This is a genomic window from Pseudarthrobacter oxydans (assembly GCF_013314975.1).
In the GTDB taxonomy this organism is placed as follows: domain Bacteria; phylum Actinomycetota; class Actinomycetes; order Actinomycetales; family Micrococcaceae; genus Arthrobacter; species Arthrobacter oxydans.
The window spans coordinates 1-16,879 of record NZ_JABTYH010000045.1; the positions used below are offsets into that span (position 1 = coordinate 1).

General features: G+C 65.5%; 19 protein-coding genes, 1 other RNA gene and 1 riboswitch. Of the genes, 11 read left to right on the forward strand and 9 right to left on the reverse strand.

The annotated features are described in order from the left end of the window. On the reverse strand, positions 1 to 257 hold a 257-nt coding region (gene rsrA, locus HTS88_RS20275; RefSeq protein ID WP_157241802.1), incomplete at its 3' end, for a mycothiol system anti-sigma-R factor. Beyond that, entirely contained in the window at positions 254 to 1,093 is an 840-nt protein-coding gene (locus tag HTS88_RS20280; RefSeq protein ID WP_377088059.1) for a sigma-70 family RNA polymerase sigma factor, read from the reverse strand. The genes HTS88_RS20280 and rsrA, both read right to left, overlap by 4 nt. A gap of 275 nt (positions 1,094 to 1,368) precedes the next feature. Between HTS88_RS20280 and HTS88_RS20285 the strand changes: the two genes are divergently transcribed. The 11 genes from HTS88_RS20285 to HTS88_RS22370 all read left to right on the forward strand — a co-directional run bounded on the left by HTS88_RS20285 (position 1,369) and on the right by HTS88_RS22370 (position 10,167). Then, a complete protein-coding gene (locus HTS88_RS20285; protein ID WP_174181701.1) occupies positions 1,369 to 1,917 on the forward strand; it encodes a DoxX family protein in 549 nt (182 codons plus the stop codon). 6 nt (positions 1,918 to 1,923) lie between these two features. Then, positions 1,924 to 3,312 (forward strand): 3-phosphoshikimate 1-carboxyvinyltransferase, encoded by a 1,389-nt coding sequence (gene aroA / locus HTS88_RS20290; protein WP_174181703.1) that lies wholly within the window; start codon positions 1,924 to 1,926, stop codon positions 3,310 to 3,312. Then, positions 3,296 to 4,411, forward strand: a complete 1,116-nt coding sequence (rsgA, locus tag HTS88_RS20295) for a ribosome small subunit-dependent GTPase A (protein ID WP_174181705.1) — start codon at positions 3,296 to 3,298, stop codon at positions 4,409 to 4,411. Before aroA ends, rsgA begins: the two co-directional genes overlap by 17 nt. A gap of 47 nt (positions 4,412 to 4,458) precedes the next feature. Beyond that, positions 4,459 to 5,271 (forward strand): histidinol-phosphatase, encoded by an 813-nt coding sequence (hisN, locus tag HTS88_RS20300; protein ID WP_174181707.1) that lies wholly within the window; start codon positions 4,459 to 4,461, stop codon positions 5,269 to 5,271. A 159-nt stretch (positions 5,272 to 5,430) separates the two neighbouring features. After that, positions 5,431 to 5,544: riboswitch (SAM riboswitch) on the forward strand. Between the two features lie 34 nt (positions 5,545 to 5,578). Beyond that, entirely contained in the window at positions 5,579 to 7,036 is a 1,458-nt protein-coding gene (locus HTS88_RS20305) for an aminotransferase class V-fold PLP-dependent enzyme (RefSeq protein ID WP_374724814.1), read from the forward strand. Between the two features lie 92 nt (positions 7,037 to 7,128). Further along, positions 7,129 to 7,887 carry a methyltransferase domain-containing protein gene (locus tag HTS88_RS20310; RefSeq protein ID WP_174181709.1) on the forward strand — a complete coding sequence of 253 codons (759 nt, stop codon included), beginning with the start codon at positions 7,129 to 7,131 and terminating at the stop codon, positions 7,885 to 7,887. 49 nt (positions 7,888 to 7,936) lie between these two features. Next, positions 7,937 to 8,677, forward strand: coding sequence for an iron dependent repressor, metal binding and dimerization domain protein (locus HTS88_RS20315; protein ID WP_174181711.1), 741 nt, complete (start codon positions 7,937 to 7,939; stop codon positions 8,675 to 8,677). Positions 8,678 to 8,697: 20 nt separating this feature from the next. Continuing rightward, entirely contained in the window at positions 8,698 to 9,102 is a 405-nt protein-coding gene (locus HTS88_RS20320; RefSeq protein WP_246256514.1) for a fluoride efflux transporter FluC, read from the forward strand. Further along, on the forward strand, positions 9,099 to 9,518 hold the full coding sequence (locus tag HTS88_RS20325) for a CrcB family protein (RefSeq protein WP_174181715.1): 420 nt from the start codon (positions 9,099 to 9,101) through the stop codon (positions 9,516 to 9,518). Before HTS88_RS20320 ends, HTS88_RS20325 begins: the two co-directional genes overlap by 4 nt. A gap of 53 nt (positions 9,519 to 9,571) precedes the next feature. Continuing rightward, a complete protein-coding gene (locus tag HTS88_RS20330) occupies positions 9,572 to 9,940 on the forward strand; it encodes a hypothetical protein (protein WP_174181717.1) in 369 nt (122 codons plus the stop codon). A gap of 92 nt (positions 9,941 to 10,032) precedes the next feature. Beyond that, a complete protein-coding gene (locus HTS88_RS22370) occupies positions 10,033 to 10,167 on the forward strand; it encodes a hypothetical protein (RefSeq protein WP_281359112.1) in 135 nt (44 codons plus the stop codon). Between the two features lie 2 nt (positions 10,168 to 10,169). Here the strand turns inward: HTS88_RS22370 and HTS88_RS20335 are convergent, their stop codons facing one another. The 7 genes from HTS88_RS20335 to prfB form a co-directional block, all read right to left on the reverse strand. Continuing rightward, positions 10,170 to 11,153 carry a S1C family serine protease gene (locus HTS88_RS20335; protein WP_174181719.1) on the reverse strand — a complete coding sequence of 328 codons (984 nt, stop codon included), beginning with the start codon at positions 11,151 to 11,153 and terminating at the stop codon, positions 10,170 to 10,172. A gap of 211 nt (positions 11,154 to 11,364) precedes the next feature. Next, positions 11,365 to 11,733: a transfer-messenger RNA gene (gene ssrA, locus HTS88_RS20340) on the reverse strand. A gap of 73 nt (positions 11,734 to 11,806) precedes the next feature. Then, positions 11,807 to 12,280, reverse strand: coding sequence for an SsrA-binding protein SmpB (gene smpB / locus HTS88_RS20345; RefSeq protein ID WP_050054575.1), 474 nt, complete (start codon positions 12,278 to 12,280; stop codon positions 11,807 to 11,809). Between the two features lie 84 nt (positions 12,281 to 12,364). Then, positions 12,365 to 13,813, reverse strand: a complete 1,449-nt coding sequence (locus tag HTS88_RS20350) for a peptidoglycan DD-metalloendopeptidase family protein (protein ID WP_174181721.1) — start codon at positions 13,811 to 13,813, stop codon at positions 12,365 to 12,367. 26 nt (positions 13,814 to 13,839) lie between these two features. Next, positions 13,840 to 14,754, reverse strand: a complete 915-nt coding sequence (gene ftsX / locus HTS88_RS20355) for a permease-like cell division protein FtsX (RefSeq protein ID WP_174181723.1) — start codon at positions 14,752 to 14,754, stop codon at positions 13,840 to 13,842. Further along, entirely contained in the window at positions 14,751 to 15,530 is a 780-nt protein-coding gene (gene ftsE, locus HTS88_RS20360; protein ID WP_174181725.1) for a cell division ATP-binding protein FtsE, read from the reverse strand. The genes ftsX and ftsE overlap by 4 nt, the downstream gene beginning before the upstream one ends. A 182-nt stretch (positions 15,531 to 15,712) precedes the next feature. After that, a complete protein-coding gene (gene prfB / locus HTS88_RS20365) occupies positions 15,713 to 16,828 on the reverse strand; it encodes a peptide chain release factor 2 (protein ID WP_174181728.1) in 1,116 nt (371 codons plus the stop codon). Positions 16,829 to 16,879: the final 51 nt, after the last annotated feature.

The following is a 16,879-nucleotide window of genomic DNA, read 5'->3' on the forward strand; positions in this document are numbered from 1 at the left end:
GCGTCCACCGGCCGGATGGTGTGGATCCGGTCAAGAATGGCGTTCTTCAGGTTTTCCGGAGCAGCTTCGGTGCAGGAGCGTTTAACCATGTTGCGGATCACGCACTCAAGGTCGTACTGCTCCGTGCATTCCGGGCAGTCATCAAGGTGGTTCTTGATCTCCGTGATGTCCTCGCGGGTCAGGGCACCGTCGAGGTACTCGTAAATGCGTTGCATCCGGGTGTCGTCGCAGTCGCCCAATCCCTGGCAGTCGCTCATTTCCTGTTCTCCTGTTGTGTGCTTCCCGCCGCGTCCTGTGAAGTAGCGGCCGTCTTGAACCCGCGCTCTGCGGCGTACTCCCCCAACATGTCCCGCAGCATCCTCCGGCCACGGTGGAGCCGGGACATCACCGTGCCGATGGGCGTGTTCATGATGTCTGAAATTTCCTTGTAGGCGAACCCCTCCACGTCCGCGAAGTAGACCGCAAGGCGGAATTCCTCGGGGATGTCCTGGAGCGCCCTTTTGACGTCGGAATCCGGAAGGTGGTCCAACGCCTCTGCCTCGGCGGAGCGCAGTCCGCTGGAGGTGTGCGACTCTGCCCGCGCCAACTGCCAGTCCTCGATCGTGTCCGAGTTGGACTGGAGCGGCTCGCGCTGCCGCTTCCGGTACAGATTGATGTACGTGTTCGTCAGGATGCGGTACAGCCAGGCCTTGAGGTTGGTCCCCGGCCGGTACTGGTGGAAAGCAGAGAAGGCCTTGGTGTAGGCCTCCTGAACGAGGTCCTCGGCGTCAGACGGGTTCCTCGCCATGCGCATGGCAGCCGAGTACAGCTGGTCCACGTACTGCATCGCATCGCGTTCGAACCTCAGGCGGCGCTGTTCCACCGATTCAGTGGATACATCCACCAGATCCCCGCCGGTTTCGGCAGGCGCCGGGACCACGGCTGACTCCGCAGCCTCAGGCCCTGCTGCTGCGCTGCTCTTCGCTTCACTGTCGGAAGCCTCATACATGGCCGCGACGGCCGGATCCAGGGTGCTCATTGCCTTCAAGTCTACTGGCAGGCTGCGCGCACGCGGCGAGCCATAGCCTGGCGGTTCAGCCTCGAATGAGTCCATTGCCACCGGGCCTGCTGTTTCAATTCCGTCCAACACCCGCGCCAAGGGCACAACTCCGCTCTGCTTGTCCATCCCTGTATCTGAATCTGGATATCTGCATCCGGCGATCTGCGCCTGCCGGCAGTTCCATGCTGCAGCCATGGCTTCCCCTGCGGCGCAGCATTCCCGGATGCGTCATGAATAACCCCACGCCTTCGGCAAATATTCCCCAAAAGTGCAAGACTAGAACGGACTCCGCCGCTTTCGATGCGGTTCGTCCATCCAGGAGGAAATCCATGTCCTTTTTCCGCACGCTTGCCCGCCCCATGCTGGCCTCCAGTTTCGTCATTGCCGGAGTGGATAAGCTCAAAAACGCCGATGACACAGCGCAGCAGCTTTCGCCGCTGCTTCGCAAGGCTGCCGCGTCCCTGCCCTTCAAGTCGGACGAGAAAACCCTTGCCCGCGTCATCGGCGGAACGCAGGTGGGAGCCGGCGTGCTTTTCGGACTGGGCAAATTCTCCAGGCTCTCGGCCACGCTGCTCACGGTGATCTCCCTGCTGAACACCTTTGTTGAGTGGCGCAGTGCGGACATCAGCAGCAAGGAAGGGCGGGAAAACCGCCGTAACCAGCTCCTCAAGAACCTGTCCCTGAGCGGCGGCGCCCTGCTGGCATCCGTTGACACCGCCGGCAAGCCGGGCCTGGCCTGGCGGGCTGAACACCTGGCAGCGGATGCACGCAGGAACGCCTCGCACCTGGCGGCCGACGCCCGGAAGACCACCAACAAGAAGCTCCACAAGGCGGACAAGGTTGTGCGGCGCGCCGTGGAACAGGCCACGGGGGCATAACACCGCATGACCGCAGCAGCCGCCGTCCGGGATGACTCCGGAATGCCCCTTCCCCATTGGCCCGCGCCCTTCGCGTCCCGGCCCGTCGATGCCACCGTCACCGTGCCCGGATCGAAGTCCCTGACCAACAGGTACCTCGTTCTTGCCGCCTTGGCAGACGGGCCGTCCCGCCTGCGGGCCCCCCTCCATTCGAGGGACTCAGCGCTCATGATCGAGGCACTCCGCCAGTTGGGTGCCACCATCACGGAGGTCCCCGGGGACGGTGCCTTTGGGCCCGACCTGGAAGTGGTTCCGCTGGACCCGGATGCCGCGTCACCCCGGACAAGGATCGATTGCGGGCTCGCGGGTACGGTCATGCGGTTCGTTCCACCCCTTGCCGCCCTGCGGAACGGCGGAAGCGTGTTCGACGGCGACCCCCATGCCCGCAAACGGCCGATGGGAACGATCATCGAGGCGCTCACTGCGCTGGGGGTGGCCGTATCGGCGGAAGGGGGCGGGACGCCGTCGTCACTGCCGTTCGTTGTGGAGGGCACGGGCGAGGTCCGCGGCGGCCACCTGGTCATCGATGCCAGCGCGTCCTCCCAGTTCGTTTCGGCGCTGCTCCTGGTGGGCGCAAGGTTTACCGAGGGCCTGCACCTCGAGCACGTGGGCAAGCCGGTGCCGAGCCTCGACCACATCAACATGACCGTGGCGGTCCTTCGCGGCGCCGGGGTTGCCGTTGATGACTCGGTGCCCAACCACTGGGTGGTCAGCCCCGGCCCCATCCGCGCCTTCGACCAGCGGATCGAGCAGGACCTGTCCAACGCCGGCCCCTTCCTCGCCGCCGCGCTGGCCTCCCGCGGAACGGTGCGGATCCCCGGCTGGCCGGACGAAACGCAGCAGGTCGGTGACCTCTGGCGCAGCATCCTGGCCACGATGGGTGCGGAGGTAACGCTGGACGAGGGCGTCCTCACGGTCACGGGCGGACCCCACATCAAGGGCGGAGACTTCGCCGACACCAGCGAACTCGCCCCCACCGTGGCCGCCCTGTGTGCGTTGGCCACCGGCCCCTCCCGGCTCACCGGCATCGCGCACCTGCGGGGCCACGAGACGGACCGGCTCGCCGCCCTCGTCACCGAGATCAACCGCCTTGGCGGTGACGCAGAGGAAACCAGCGACGGCCTGGTGATCCGCCCCGCACAGCTGCACGCCGGCGTCGTCCACAGCTATGCGGACCACCGCATGGCCACTGCGGGCGCCATCCTTGGCCTCGCCGTGGAGGGCGTCCAGGTGGAGGACATCGGCACTACCTCCAAGACCATGCCGGATTTCCCCCGGCTGTGGGCAGACATGCTGGCGCAGAATGGCCCCGCCGAAACGGCGTCGGAAGGTTCCAGCGGTGGCGCGGAGCACTGATTCCTGGGATGAATCGGACGTCCGGATCCGTCCCAGCAAGAAGGGCTCCCGGCCCCGCACCAAGGACAGGCCCAGCCACGATGATGCCGTCACGGGGCGCATCATCACTGTTGACCGGGGCCGGTACACCGCAGTTGTGGGAGAGGACTCGGGGAACGAGAGGGTAGTCATTGCCGCCCGGGCCAGGGAACTCCGCCGGAACCCGGTGGTCGCAGGAGACTTTGTCTCGCTGGTCGGGGACGTCTCCGGGGAGCCGGACACCCTGGCCCGGCTGGTAAAGATCCAGGACCGCAAGACCCTCCTGCGGCGCAGCGCCGACGACACGGATCCGGTGGAACGGGCAGTGGTGGCCAACGCCGACCAGCTGGTGATCGTGGTGGCAGCCGCCAACCCCGAGCCGCGGACCGGCTTCATCGACCGTGCCCTGGTGGCCGCCTATGACGCAGGCATCGAGCCGATCCTGCTGGTCACCAAGGCGGACGTCAAGGATCCCGCGGAACTGCTGTCCAACTACACCCATCTGGACTTTCCCGTGATCATCAGCCGGACAGCCGATTCCGCCGCCTCGGGCATTGACGCCCGTTCCGACGACGGCCTGTCCGCACGGCTGGACAGCTCGGCCGTCGCCGAGATGCGGGGCCACCTCGACGGCAAGGTCACCGTGATGCTGGGGCACTCAGGCGTTGGAAAGTCCACGATGGTCAATGCGCTGACCGGCGCGGAACGGGCCACCGGCGGAGTGAACGCCGTCACGGGCCGCGGCCGGCACACGTCGTCGTCGGCCCTTGCCCTGAAGCTGGCGGATGCGCCGTCCGGAAGCTGGATCATCGACACCCCCGGCATCCGCTCGTTCGGCCTGGCACACGTGGACCCGGACCGCATCCTCCGCTCCTTCCCGGACCTCTCTCCCGGCATTGACGACTGTGAGCGCGGGTGCAAGCACACCGCCACCGCCGTGAACTGCGGGCTGGACGCATGGGTGGGCGGGGGACATGCCGGCCCCACCGGAGCAGCACGGCTGGGCTCCCTGCGGCGCCTCCTCGGCACGGACCCGCGAATGGAAGCCCAGGAGGCAAAGGAACTGGGCAGCGTGACCTGACGGGCCCGCTTCCCGGCAGAACGGCGCGCAGACGGTAGTTTGGAACCATGATCCAACCCGCTTCGAGCTACAACGATGACCTGCGCCTGGCCCACGTCCTGGCCGATTCCGTGGATGACCAGACCATGAGCCGCTTCAAGGCCCAGGACCTCCACATTGAGACCAAGCCGGACCTGACGCCCGTCACCGATGCGGACAAGGCAGCCGAGGAAGCCATCCGTGGCCAGCTCTCCCGCTCCCGTCCACGCGATGCCGTACTCGGCGAGGAGTTTGGCAGCACAGGCCACGGCTCGCGGCGGTGGATTATCGACCCCATTGACGGCACCAAGAACTTCGTCCGGGGCGTTCCGGTCTGGGCCACCCTGATCGCGCTGGTGGATGAGGGCGAGCCGGTGGTGGGCGTGGTCAGCGCTCCCGCCCTGGGCAAGCGCTGGTGGGCCGCCAAGGGCATGGGAGCCTACATGGGGCGTTCACTTGCCGCTGCCACCCGCCTCCGGGTATCCAATGTGTCCAATCTGTCCGATGCTTCCCTTTCCTATTCGAGCCTTGGCGGCTGGAAGGAGCGCGGAAACCTCAATGAATTCCTGGGCCTTACCGAGGACGTGTGGCGGACCCGGGCGTTCGGTGACTTCTGGTCCTACTGCATGGTGGCCGAAGGTTCGGTGGACATCGCCTGCGAGCCTGAACTGAACCTCTACGACATGGCCGCACTGGTGCCCATCGTGGTGGAGGCGGGTGGCCGCTTCACCTCGCTGGAGGGCGAGGACGGTCCGTTCGGCGGCAACGCCCTGGCCACGAATTCCATCCTGCACTCCGAGGTGCTGCGCCGGCTGAACCCGAACCTGGACGACCTCCTTTAGTCCCGGCAGGACGAATATTCGACGGCGGGCGCCCCCGAAAAGAGGCGTCCGCCGTCGTGATCTTCGGCGCAGGCGGCCCTTTTCAAGCGCGCGTAACAAACCCCTTAACATTTCCGCGGGCTTTTAACCTTCACTGCCCATGTTCTACGCTCTTAACCAGGTCACGAGTGCCAGCGCAAAACCCCGGTTTGCTGGCCGGCAACCCTCCATTCGCGGTGGGGTGCCCCGGGTGACGACCAGGCCGGTCCGGAAGGGATGCGGCAAGCGCGGATTCCTGCACGGAGTCCTGTTCTGAAGTGAGGTCTCTGTGACAACTGCCACCGTCTCCCCCGAAGCAGTCTCGCCCCAAGCCACCGTCCAGCGTCAGGCAGCCGCCCTGCCGGGATCGCCGGCGTTTTCCGACCAGCGCCGCGCCGCCGCCGGCCGTCCGCTCGCAGCAGTCAGCGGCGCCGAGATCCAGGCCCCGCTGATCCATGGCGGCCACGCCCGGTACGCCAACCTGGACTATGGCGCATCCGCCCCCGCCCTCTCCGTGGTGTCGGCTTACCTCAACGAGATCCTGCCCTTCTACGCCAGCGTCCACCGCGGTGCGGGCTATGCCTCCCAGATCAGCACCTCGGTCTATGAGAATGCCCGCGCCATCGTCCGCGACTTCGTAGGCGGGCGCCCGGACGATTCGGTGATTTTTACCCGGAACACCACTGACTCCCTCAACCTGCTGGCGGGCTGCCTGCCCGTCACCGACGGGCGGCCCGACGGCGACGTCCTGTACCTCGACATTGAGCACCACGCCAACCTCCTTCCGTGGCAGGGTGTCCCCCACCGCAGCATCGTGGCAGAGGACACCATTGCGGCTACCATTGACGCGGTCCGCGCGGAACTGCAGCAGGGCGGCGTCAGCCTGCTCGCCGTGACCGGGGCTTCCAACGTCACGGGCGAAATCCTTCCCATCCGCGCCCTCGCCGCGCTGGCGCACGAGCACGGCGCACGGATCGCAGTGGACGCGGCCCAGCTGGCGCCGCACCGGCGGGTCGACATCACTGCGGACGACGTCGACTACCTCGCCTTCTCGGGCCACAAGCTCTACGCACCTTTTGGTGCCGGCGTGCTGGTGGGCCGGCCGGACTGGCTCGACGCCGGAACACCGCACCTTGCGGGCGGCGGCGCCGTCAAGGAAGCCAGGCTCGACGGCGTCAGCTGGGCAACCGGGCCGGCCCGCCACGAGGGCGGATCGCCGAACGTGCTGGGTGCGGCGACCCTGGCCCGCGCCACGCAGGTCATCGCGGAACTGGACCAGGACCGCTGGCATGCCCATGAAGCAGCCATCCGCTCTTTCCTGGTGGAAGGCCTGCAGGAAATCGACGGCGTCACCGTCCACCAGATCTTCAAGGACACCAACCCGGACACCGACACCATCGGCGTGGTCAACTTCTCCGTGGAAGGCTACGACGCCGGCCTGGTGGCCGCCTACCTCTCGGCAGAACATGGAGTGGGCCTGCGCGACGGCCGCTTCTGCGCGCACCCGCTGCTGAAGCGGCTGGGCCTTCCCTCCGGTTCCCTGCGGGCCAGCTTCGGCGTCGGCTCAAGGCTGGAGGATGCCGAACGTCTGCTGGCAGGCATCCGGGACCTGCGGACCAAGGGCCTTGGCTGGGACTATGTGGTGGACGCCGGCCGCTGGGTTCCCGCCAATGACAACCGCACGTACCCCCACTGGGCGCCCAACACCCCGGGAACGGCCGGCGCCGCGCCCTGCATCGACGACTGACCTGCGGCTGGCCTGCCGGCCGGCGCCCTGCCGTTGCGGCTGATGCGGTAAATTCGGAGGACACCAAAGGAACCGGATGAAGGAGGCCGCGCGTGGCACGGGGTGGCCCACGGCTGGATCACGGCCGGCGCCGGGAGCTCGGCCAGAGCTTCCAGGACGGCGGCAGGCACTACCAGCAGGTGCGGCCCGGCTACCCTGCCGAATCAGCGCGCTGGCTGGTGCCTTCGGGAGCACGCGATGCGCTCGACGTGGGCGCCGGCACCGGGAAGTTCACTGAACTGCTGCTGGACCTGGGACTCTCCGTCACGGCGGTGGACCCGTCAGCGGACATGCTCGCACAGCTGGCTGAGCACGTCCCCGCCGCCACGGCTGTCCTTGGAACCGCAGAGGCGACCGGCCTGCCCGACGCGGCTTTCGACGTCGTCACCGTGGCGCAGGCCTGGCACTGGTGCGATGCCCTGAGGGCCAGTACGGAACTTGCCCGCGTCCTCCGTCCCCACGGAACGCTGGGACTCGTCTGGAACCAGCTGGACACATCCGTCCCCTGGGTCCACCGGCTCTCCAGGATCATGCATGCCGGGGACGTCTACAAACCCGGCCACCGCCCGCTCATAGGGCCCGAGTTCGGTGCGCTGGAGGACCACCTCACGCACTGGCAGGACTCCGTGACCACAGCAGACCTGATGGAACTGACAAAATCGCGGAGCTATTACCTCCGCGCCGGAGAGGCCACCCGGGCAAAAGTCCTGGCCAATTTGGACTGGTACCTTCACGAGCACCTGGGCCACGGACCGGACGAGGAACTGGAACTTCCATACCTGACGCTCGCATGGCGGGCGGTCCGGGCTTGAGCGCACGCCAGTCCACGTGCGGCCAGGGGCAGCCGGTAGGCTGGATCCTGTGAAGACCAGCGCTCCCTCCTCCTCCATCGAGGACTACGTCAAGGTCATCTACTCCTTCACTGAGTGGCAGGACAAACCCATCACCTCCTCCCAGCTGGCACAACGCCTGGGGGTGGCCAATTCCTCCGTTTCAGAGATGGTCCGGAAGCTGAAGGACCAGGGCCTGGTGGACCACAAACCGTACAGTGCCATCAGGCTCACGGAGTCCGGCCTGCAACTTGCGCTCGCCATGGTGCGGCGCCACCGACTGATCGAGACCTACCTCGTCCAGCAGCTGGGGTACAGCTGGGACGAGGTCCACGACGAAGCCGAACTTCTGGAGCACGCTGTCTCGGACACGTTCATAGAACGCGTGGCGGCGAAGCTGGGCAACCCGCAGCGGGATCCGCACGGCGATCCGATTCCCACGGCGGACGGCCAGGTCTTCATGCCCCGCGCGCACCTCATGGGAGAGCTGGACCAGGGCCACACGGGCCGCATCACCCGGATCAGCGACGACAATCCGGACCTGCTCCGCTACCTTGCGGCCGAGGAGATAGACCTCGACGCCGAAGTGGAGGTGGTGGGCCGCAGGCCGTTCGGAGGCGCGCTGGTGGTGCGTGTCCGGGACTCAGGCCGTACGCGCGACTACGACCTCGCCGATGAGATCACGTCGGCGCTGTGGGTGCACAGCGACCGACCCCATCCGGGCTGCCTTCTGGGGGACGCCGAATCTCCCGTAACCTTGCCCGGGGCATGAGCGGGCCGAAGACATCGTGGATGCCCAGGGCAGGCGCCTGGCTGGCCGTTGCCGCAGGGGGCCTGGCGGGGACAGAACTCCGGTACGTCCTGGGGCTAGTCTTTCCGGAGCTCCCAGGATCCATTCCCTGGACCACCCTTAGCATCAATGTGGCGGGCAGCTTTATCCTGGCCGCCCTGACCACCGTCTGGATGGCCCGCCCGCGCACGCCCTTCTGGTTGCGGGCTGGGCTGGGGCCAGGTCTCCTGGGGTCCTTCACCACGTTCTCCGCCGTGGTCTTTTCCCTGGACCAGCTGGTGCGGGAGGGGGAGCACGGAGTGTGGACTGCGTACCTCGGCCTGTCCGTGGTGCTGGGGCTGGCTGCGGCGGGCCTCGGATGGCGGACCGGAAAGCTTGTTGGCCGCCCGACCGGGAGCCGTCAGTGATCGCCGCGGCCCTGGTGGGGATTTTCGGGGTGGCAGGCGCGCTCCTCCGCTTCGGCATTGACAGCTGGTTCGCCCATCACAGCTCCCGGCAGACTGTGCGTGCCGGCAACCATGGGGCCGGGACCCCCGTGAGGCTGCACTGGCCCTGGGCCACATTGCTGGTGAACGTGGCGGGGTGCTTCATAATCGGCGCTGCGCACGGTCTCACTGTGGGACTGGGACTGGGTGCGGAGTGGCAGGCGGCGCTGGCGACAGGCCTGGCCGGCGGACTCACCACCTTCAGTTCCTGGACCACGGCCACGGTGCGGCTCCTGAGCGAGGAACGCCTCGGGTCGGCTGCGGTGAACGTTGCCGCCAACCTGGTCCTGGGCCTGGCTGCGGCCGCGGCGGGGATCGCCCTGGTGTCTGCGGTATAGAAGGCGCGGCCCCGGGGGCCTTGATTTGGTGGGCTCCCGTATCGTGGATGGTGATGATTAGCAGACGCGACGCGGCCATTGCCCTTGACGTACCGATGGAGATGGCACAGCGCCACGGCCTTCCAAAATGGCTGACCGAGGCCCAGCTGGGCGAGATCCTGGACAACCCTCCGCCCTGGCTGGTCCAGTCCCGTGCCAACCGCACGGGCAAGCGCCCGGTCTGGGTCCACCTCGAATGCGCGGTCTGCGGCTACGAGGAGGCGGCCCGCCCCAAGAAGTGGTGGCCCGACTTCACCTACGTGATCTGCGGCCACCACCGGCCGGACGAGGTGCCGGCGGTCCGCACGGGGTTCGTCCGGAGCGAATTTGACGGCGTTGGGACACGTTTTGTGGGCATCGCAGACGTGCCTGTTCCGGACTGATTCCATGCCATTCCAGGCCATTACATTCGGGACTGAATAGGCGTAACTTACGAAGAGGGACGCAGCCCGTCCCCTGCTGTAAGGAGCACGCCATGCCGGACAAAACACCGCACCAGAACCTCGCAAAGAAGCCGGTCAAGACCATCAAGGAAAAACGCGCCGAGAAGAAGGCCAAGCACCCTGAGGCTGCCCAGGACCCCGTGGCGCATTTGAAGAAGCGCCGGTAGGCCTACTGCCCGTCTGCCTGCATTTCTTCGGGCACGGCGACGAGGTCTTCTGCCCTGCCGTGCCGCAGCACCCTGATCGGCAGTGGCTGTCCGATCGCATCGGCGAACAGCAGCTTCTGCAGGCTCTCGGCGGTGCTGACGGCGCGGCTTCCGGCTGTGAGGATGATGTCACCGGCTTCCAGGCCCGCGCGGTTTGCGGGTGATCCGGCCAGGACCTCCACCACCCTGAGCCCGTCCCGCTGGCCCGTCCTGATCACTGCGCTGGCGTTCAGCCTGATCGGCGTGCTGACCACACCCAGGTATGCCCTCCTGACCCGCCCATCGTTCAGCAGGGCCGCGATGATGCGCCATGTTGTCGTATTGATGGGAACAGCGAGTCCCAGACCGGCCCCTGCCACGGCGGTGTTGATGCCCACGATCCTGCCATGCGCGTCCGCCAGCGCGCCGCCGGAGCTGCCTGGGTTGAGGGCGGCGTCGGTCTGGATGACGTCCTCGATCATCCTCCGGTTGCCACCGGCCCAGACCGGGATGGAACGGCCCAGGCCGCTGACGACTCCGGCCGTGACCGAACCCGCCAGCCCGAGCGGATTCCCGACTGCGATCACCAGTTGTCCCACACGCAAGGTCTCGGCGTCGCCGAAGCGCGCGGGGGCCACCCTTGGTGCCTTGCCGCGGACCACAGCGAGATCCGACAACGGATCCACGCCCACGAGCTCGAGATCGGTCCGGCTGCCGTCGGCAAATGCGGCGTGCCCCTTGTTGGTACCGGCCACCACGTGGGAATTCGTCAGCAGGTAGCCGTCCTCGGTAAAGAGGACCGCAGAACCTGCCCCCACGCGGAACCTGCCGTTCCGGCGGGTGCTGGTCATTTCTATGGCCGCGACGTGCGGCGTAACGGTCTCAGCCACCCGCATGACCGTCTCCGAATAGGAGTCCAGCGCGCCGTCGTCGTACTCTTCGGGACTGGGCTCACGCATCTGGTTCATGGGGCACCTCCTGGCTGCTCCGCCGCTGGTTCCGGCCACTTCCGGCCCGGCCTGGGCCGCGACGCCGGATCTTATAGAGGACAACCCATGGATGCCGGCCGCTAGTCCCAGGCCCCGCTACGCCGTCGGTGAACAGGCAAGCCGCGCTTAAACACCGAAAGACCCGGACGCAATGTCCGGGTCTTTCAGTCTGCCTTGCGGCATTTTCAAAATGTGGAGATGGGGGGAATTGAACCCCCGTCCGATGTCGTGTTGTCAGGGCTTCTCCGGGCGCAGTTTGCGTCGGATTTTCTCGGCCCCAGCCATGCTGCAAACAGCTGGCTGATCCGGGCCCAGTCATCTAAGAGTCCCGTTCACCCCGATGACGGAGGTGGACAGCAGTGGCTATCTAAATGACGCCAGGATCCGGGGCGATAGCAACCTCGGGCTGACGGACTGTCTTACTGCTTAGGCAGCAAGAGCGAAGTCAGTGCGCTTAGATTCGGCACTTATTGGTTTGCAGACAGCGTTTACGAGATAATTCTGCATCCTCGGCCCGCTTCACCTGTCGCGACTAACATCGTCGAAACCGATCATCCCCATATTCTTTTATCAAACCGGCAGGCTGGCCCACCGGACTATTCATCATAACGCACGCCCGGGCCAAAACATTCCTAGCGGCGACGGTTGCGCTCCCGCATCTCACGCTGCGCCTCGCGGTTGTCCTGCTGTTCGCGCAGGGTCTGCCGCTTGTCGTACTCGCGCTTGCCGCGGGCCACACCGATTTCCACCTTTGCGCGGCCGTCCACAAAGTAGAGCTGCAGCGGGACGATGGTGTAGCCCGACTCGCGCACCTTGTGGGAGATCTTGATGAGTTCCTCACGGTGGAGCAGGAGCTTCCTGCGCCGGCGGGCCGCGTGGTTGGTCCAGCTTCCCTGGTTGTATTCAGGGATGTGGATGGCTTCCATCCACAGCTCGTCGTTATAGAAGGTGCAAAAGCCGTCCACCATGGAGGCGTGGCCCTCGCGCAGGGATTTCACTTCGGTGCCCATGAGCGCGATTCCAGCCTCGTAGGTATCCAGCACGTGGTAGTCGTGCCGGGCCTTGCGGTTGGTGGCCACCACTTTACGGCCACTTTCTTTAGGCAAGGGAAAGCTCCTCAGGTCAGTTCGGTTGTCCCCCGGGCCAACCGGCGCGGAGTCATACCAGTGTACGGCAGGGTGCAGACGGTGCTACAGCAGCCTCATCGGGTCCACCGGGCTGCCGTTCAGCCAGGTTTCGAAGTGGGCGTGGCAGCCGGTGGAGTTGCCCGTGTTGCCGGAGTAGGCGATCAGCTGTCCCTGCGATACCCGCTGGCCGTTGGAGACCACGATGCTGGCGTTGTGGTAGTAGATGGTGTTCAGGGTATTGCCTTCGATGAGGCCGTGGGAGATCTTCACCCGCCAGCCGCCTCCGTCACCAGAGTTCCAGCCGGAGCTGAAGACTTCCCCTGCTGCCGCCGCATAGACGGGTGTGCCACACGCCGCGCCAAAGTCCAGCCCGGTGTGCATGTACCCGCCCTGGCCGTAGAAGTCGATGGTCCCCGGAGGGGTGGCCCGCCATCCGAAACCGGACGTGATGGGAACGCTGCCGTCAAAAGGATGTCGGAGGCCAAATGCCGACGGCGACCCGACCGGCGGCATGAACGACTGTGCCGGGGGCGCTGGCGGCGGCGGCTGGTTCCTCGCTGCGGCCTCGGCTGCGGCAGCTGCCGCCGCGGCCGCCGCCGCTGCTTCAGCCTTCCTGCGCTGCTCTGCTTCCCAGGCTTCCCGCAGCCTGCGGTCGCGCTCCTGGATCTCGGCTGCCACCGCATTCTGGCTCGCCTGGACGCCGGCCAGCTGGGACTGGATGCCAGGCTTGGCAGCCTGCAGCTCCGCGTCCAGGCGGGTGGTGTCCGCGATCAGTTTGTCGACCTGTTCCTTCTTGGCGGCCGCTTCATCGCGGGCGGCTTTTTCCCGCTCCAGGGCTGCATCCGCCTTGGCTTTCAGGTCCTTGATCTCTGCCTCGACCGCCTGGAGGCGCGCTTCAGAGTTCACGTTGGTGGCGCTCTGCTGCGACAGTTTGTCCATGGCAGCGTTCTGGCTCCGCATGGCCTGGTCCGCCAGGTCCATCGTTTCGGTCAGGCTGCCGCCGTTGTTGGACCCAAAGAAGAGGGACAGGTTGGAGGGGACGCCGCCGGACTTGTAGGCCTGCGTGGCAATCTGGCCGATCAGCTTTTTGGTGTCGGCGATCTTCTGCTTGTCAGACTCGAGCTGCTGCGTAATTTTGGCCTTGTTCTGCTGTGCCATGTCCACGCGGGCGGAGAGCGCCTCAACCTCCTTGACGGCACCGGCCACGCGGCCCTGCGCTTCAAGGAGCGCCTGCTGTGCGCCTGGAAGTTGGCCCTGGTAAATCACCAGGTCGCCGGCCGCCTTGGCGATGCGCGAATCGACGAATTCCAGGGATTGCTGGACCCGTGAGGCCTCGGCCTCAAGCGCCTTCTGCCGGTCTTCGAGCTCGTCCGCGAAGGCCGCCGGGCTGGAGGATGCCAGACCGGCGGCGAGGACAACAGCCAGCACACCGCTGAGGACGCTGGTGCGTGGCGCCGCACTGCGCGCGCCGTTTCGCCGGGTGCGGGGAGTGTTTTTGTCCGGTGCATTCATGGGCATTCCTTGTTTGGTTTGCATACCTAGACGCGAAGGTATCTGCGCAAGGTCAAGAGAGACGAAATTCCAGCCAAGGATGCACCAAGGATTAGCAGTGCGGGAACCAGGATCAGCGTCTGGCCGGAGGATATGAAGGCAGTGTCCGGATACTGCTGGGACATGAATTCGCCGAGGAAGAAGTGTGCCACGGCCCAAAGCGTTGCCGACGCGAGGGCGGCACCGATCACCGCGGCGATGACGCCCTCGAGGATAAACGGCAGCTGGATCACTGTCTTGGACGCACCCACCAGCCTCATGATTCCCGTTTCGCGGCGGCGGCTGAAGGCAGAGAGCCTAATAGTTGTGGCGATCAGCAGGATTGCACAGACGATCATGACGCCGGCGATACTGACTGCCACCAGGGAGGCTCCGTTCATCACCGAGAACAGGCGCTCAAGCAGCTGGCGCTGGTCGATGACCGTCTCAACCCCGGGCTGGGAGGAAAAGGTCTCACTGATGATCTGGTACTTTTCCGGATCCTTCATGTTGATCCGGAAGGACGCCGGCAGCTGGTCGGGGGTCACCGAGTCCACGATGGGCGAATTGGAGAACTGGTCTTTGAAGTGGTTGTATGCCTCCTCCTTGGACTCGAACTGGAAGTCGTTGACGTACTGCGCCACGGCGGGAGACTCCAGCAGTGAGTTGAGGCTGGCCTGCTGTTCGGCGGTGACCGGCCCGCTGGCGCAACCTGCCGCCGTCGAGCCTTCACTGCACAGGAAAATGGCCACCTGGACTTTGTCGTACCAGTAGCCCTTCATCTGGTTGATCTGCATCTGCAGCATGCCGGCTGCGCCCACGAAGGTGAGCGAGACGAACGTGACCAGGATGACCGAAACCACCATGGACAGGTTGCGGCGGAGCCCGCTTCCAATCTCACCGAGGATAAACGCGAGCCTCATCGCTGCCCCTCGCCTTCGCCGGGAAGCCCGGTTTCGGTGGCGTCCCGCCCGCTGGCGTCCTTGAGCCTGCGCGACTGGCCTACAACCGGAATCATCGAGGTGTAGAGCGCCCTGGCCTCGTCACGGATGACGACGCCGTTCTTGAGTTCCACCACGCGTTTCCGCATTTCATTGACGATGTCGTCGTCGTGGGTTGCCATGACGACGGTGGTTCCGTTTTGGTTGATCTTGTCCAGGATGCCCATGATGCCCATCGAGGTGGTGGGGTCGAGGTTTCCGGTGGGCTCGTCGGCGAGCAGGATCCCTGGACGGTTGACGACGGCGCGGGCAATTGCCACGCGCTGCTGCTCACCGCCGGAGAGTTCGTGCGGCATGCGGTGTTCCTTGCCCTCGAGGCCCACAGTTTTCAGGACCTCGGGGACGGTATCGCGGATGACGCTGCGGCTCTTGCCGATGACCTGCATGGCGAATGCGACGTTTGCGAAGACGTTCTTCTGGGGCAGGAGCCGGAAGTCCTGGAAGACGACGCCGATTCCGCGGCGGAGCCTGGGCACGCGCCAGCTGGAAATTTTGGCGACGTTCTGGCCGGCAACATATACGGCACCTGACGTGGCCCGGTCTTCCTTGAGGACAAGCCTGAGGAAGGTGGATTTGCCGGAGCCGGATGCGCCCACCAGGAAGGCGAATTCGCCGCGGTCAATCTCAAGGTTGACAGAGTCCAGCGCAGGCCGGGCTTTCTGGTCGTAGACCTTGGTGACATTTTCGAATCGGATCATGGCCCTAAGTACCCTGCAGGGCATGGCTGATTCTGATGCAGCCCAGTTCTGCAGCCGGTGCGCGGGTTTCGTGTGGGGGAAGTAGGGCCCCGGCCCCTCGACTATACGCAGGAGTTCCCGCGTATCACACTGGTTTCAGGGGGCGTGTCGCCGGATCCGCAGGCCTGGCCCCGCTGTGGGGCCTATTTTTCGGCGTTGCGGTTATCCGTGCGCCACCGGATGCCTGCGTCGATGAAGTCGTCAATTTCTCCGTCGAACACGGCGGAGGTGTTGCCGACCTCATGCTCTGTCCGAAGGTCCTTCACCATCTGGTACGGGTTGAGGACGTAGGACCGCATCTGGTCCCCCCACGAGGCCTTGACGTCGCCGGCCAGTGCCTTTTTCTCGGCGTCCTCCTGCTCCTTCTTGAGCAGCAGGAGCCTGGACTGCAGCACCCGCATGGCAGCGGCGCGGTTCTGCAACTGCGATTTCTCGTTCTGCATGGAGACGACGGTGCCGGTGGGGATGTGGGTGAGGCGGACGGCAGAGTCGGTGGTGTTGACCGACTGGCCGCCGGGGCCTGATGAGCGGAAGACATCGACGCGGATCTCGTTGTCCGGGATTTCGATGGAGTCGGTCTGCTCGATCAGCGGGATGACCTCCACTGCGGCGAAGGACGTCTGGCGCCTTCCCTGGTTGTCGAAGGGGCTGATCCTGACGAGCCGGTGGGTGCCCGCCTCGACGCTGAGGGTGCCGAAGGCGTAGGGCGCCTTTACCTCGAAAGTTGCTGACTTCAGGCCGGCTTCTTCGGCGTAGGAGGTGTCCATGACCGTGGTGGGGTAGCCGTGGCGCTCCGCCCACCGGAGATACATCCGCATCAGCATCTCCGCGAAGTCTGCAGCGTCCACGCCGCCGGCCCCTGCACGGATGGAGACGACAGCTTCGCGCTCGTCGTACTCTCCGGAGAGCAGGGTGACCACTTCGAGTTCCTTCAGGGCCTTTTTGATGGACTCGAGTTCTGCGGCCGCCTCTCCCATGGAATCGGCGTCGTCCTCGTCCTGGCCCAGCTCCACCAGGACTTCGAGGTCATCGATCCGTGAGGCGAGCTTGTTGAGGCGCTCAAGTTCGGACTGCTTGTGCGAAAGTTTTGAGGTGATTTTCTGCGCCGCTGAGGGGTCGTCCCACAGGTCCGGCTCGCCTGCCCGCTCGCTCAGTTCGGCGATGTCTTCCTTGAGCGCGTCTACATCAGAGACCCGCTCAATGGAGTCGTAGGTGGCGCGAAGGGCGCGGATTTCAGCGGAAAAATCAATATTGGCCATGGTTGTTTAAGCCTACGCTATCCGGCACAAGCTTCGGCATGCACGGCCTTT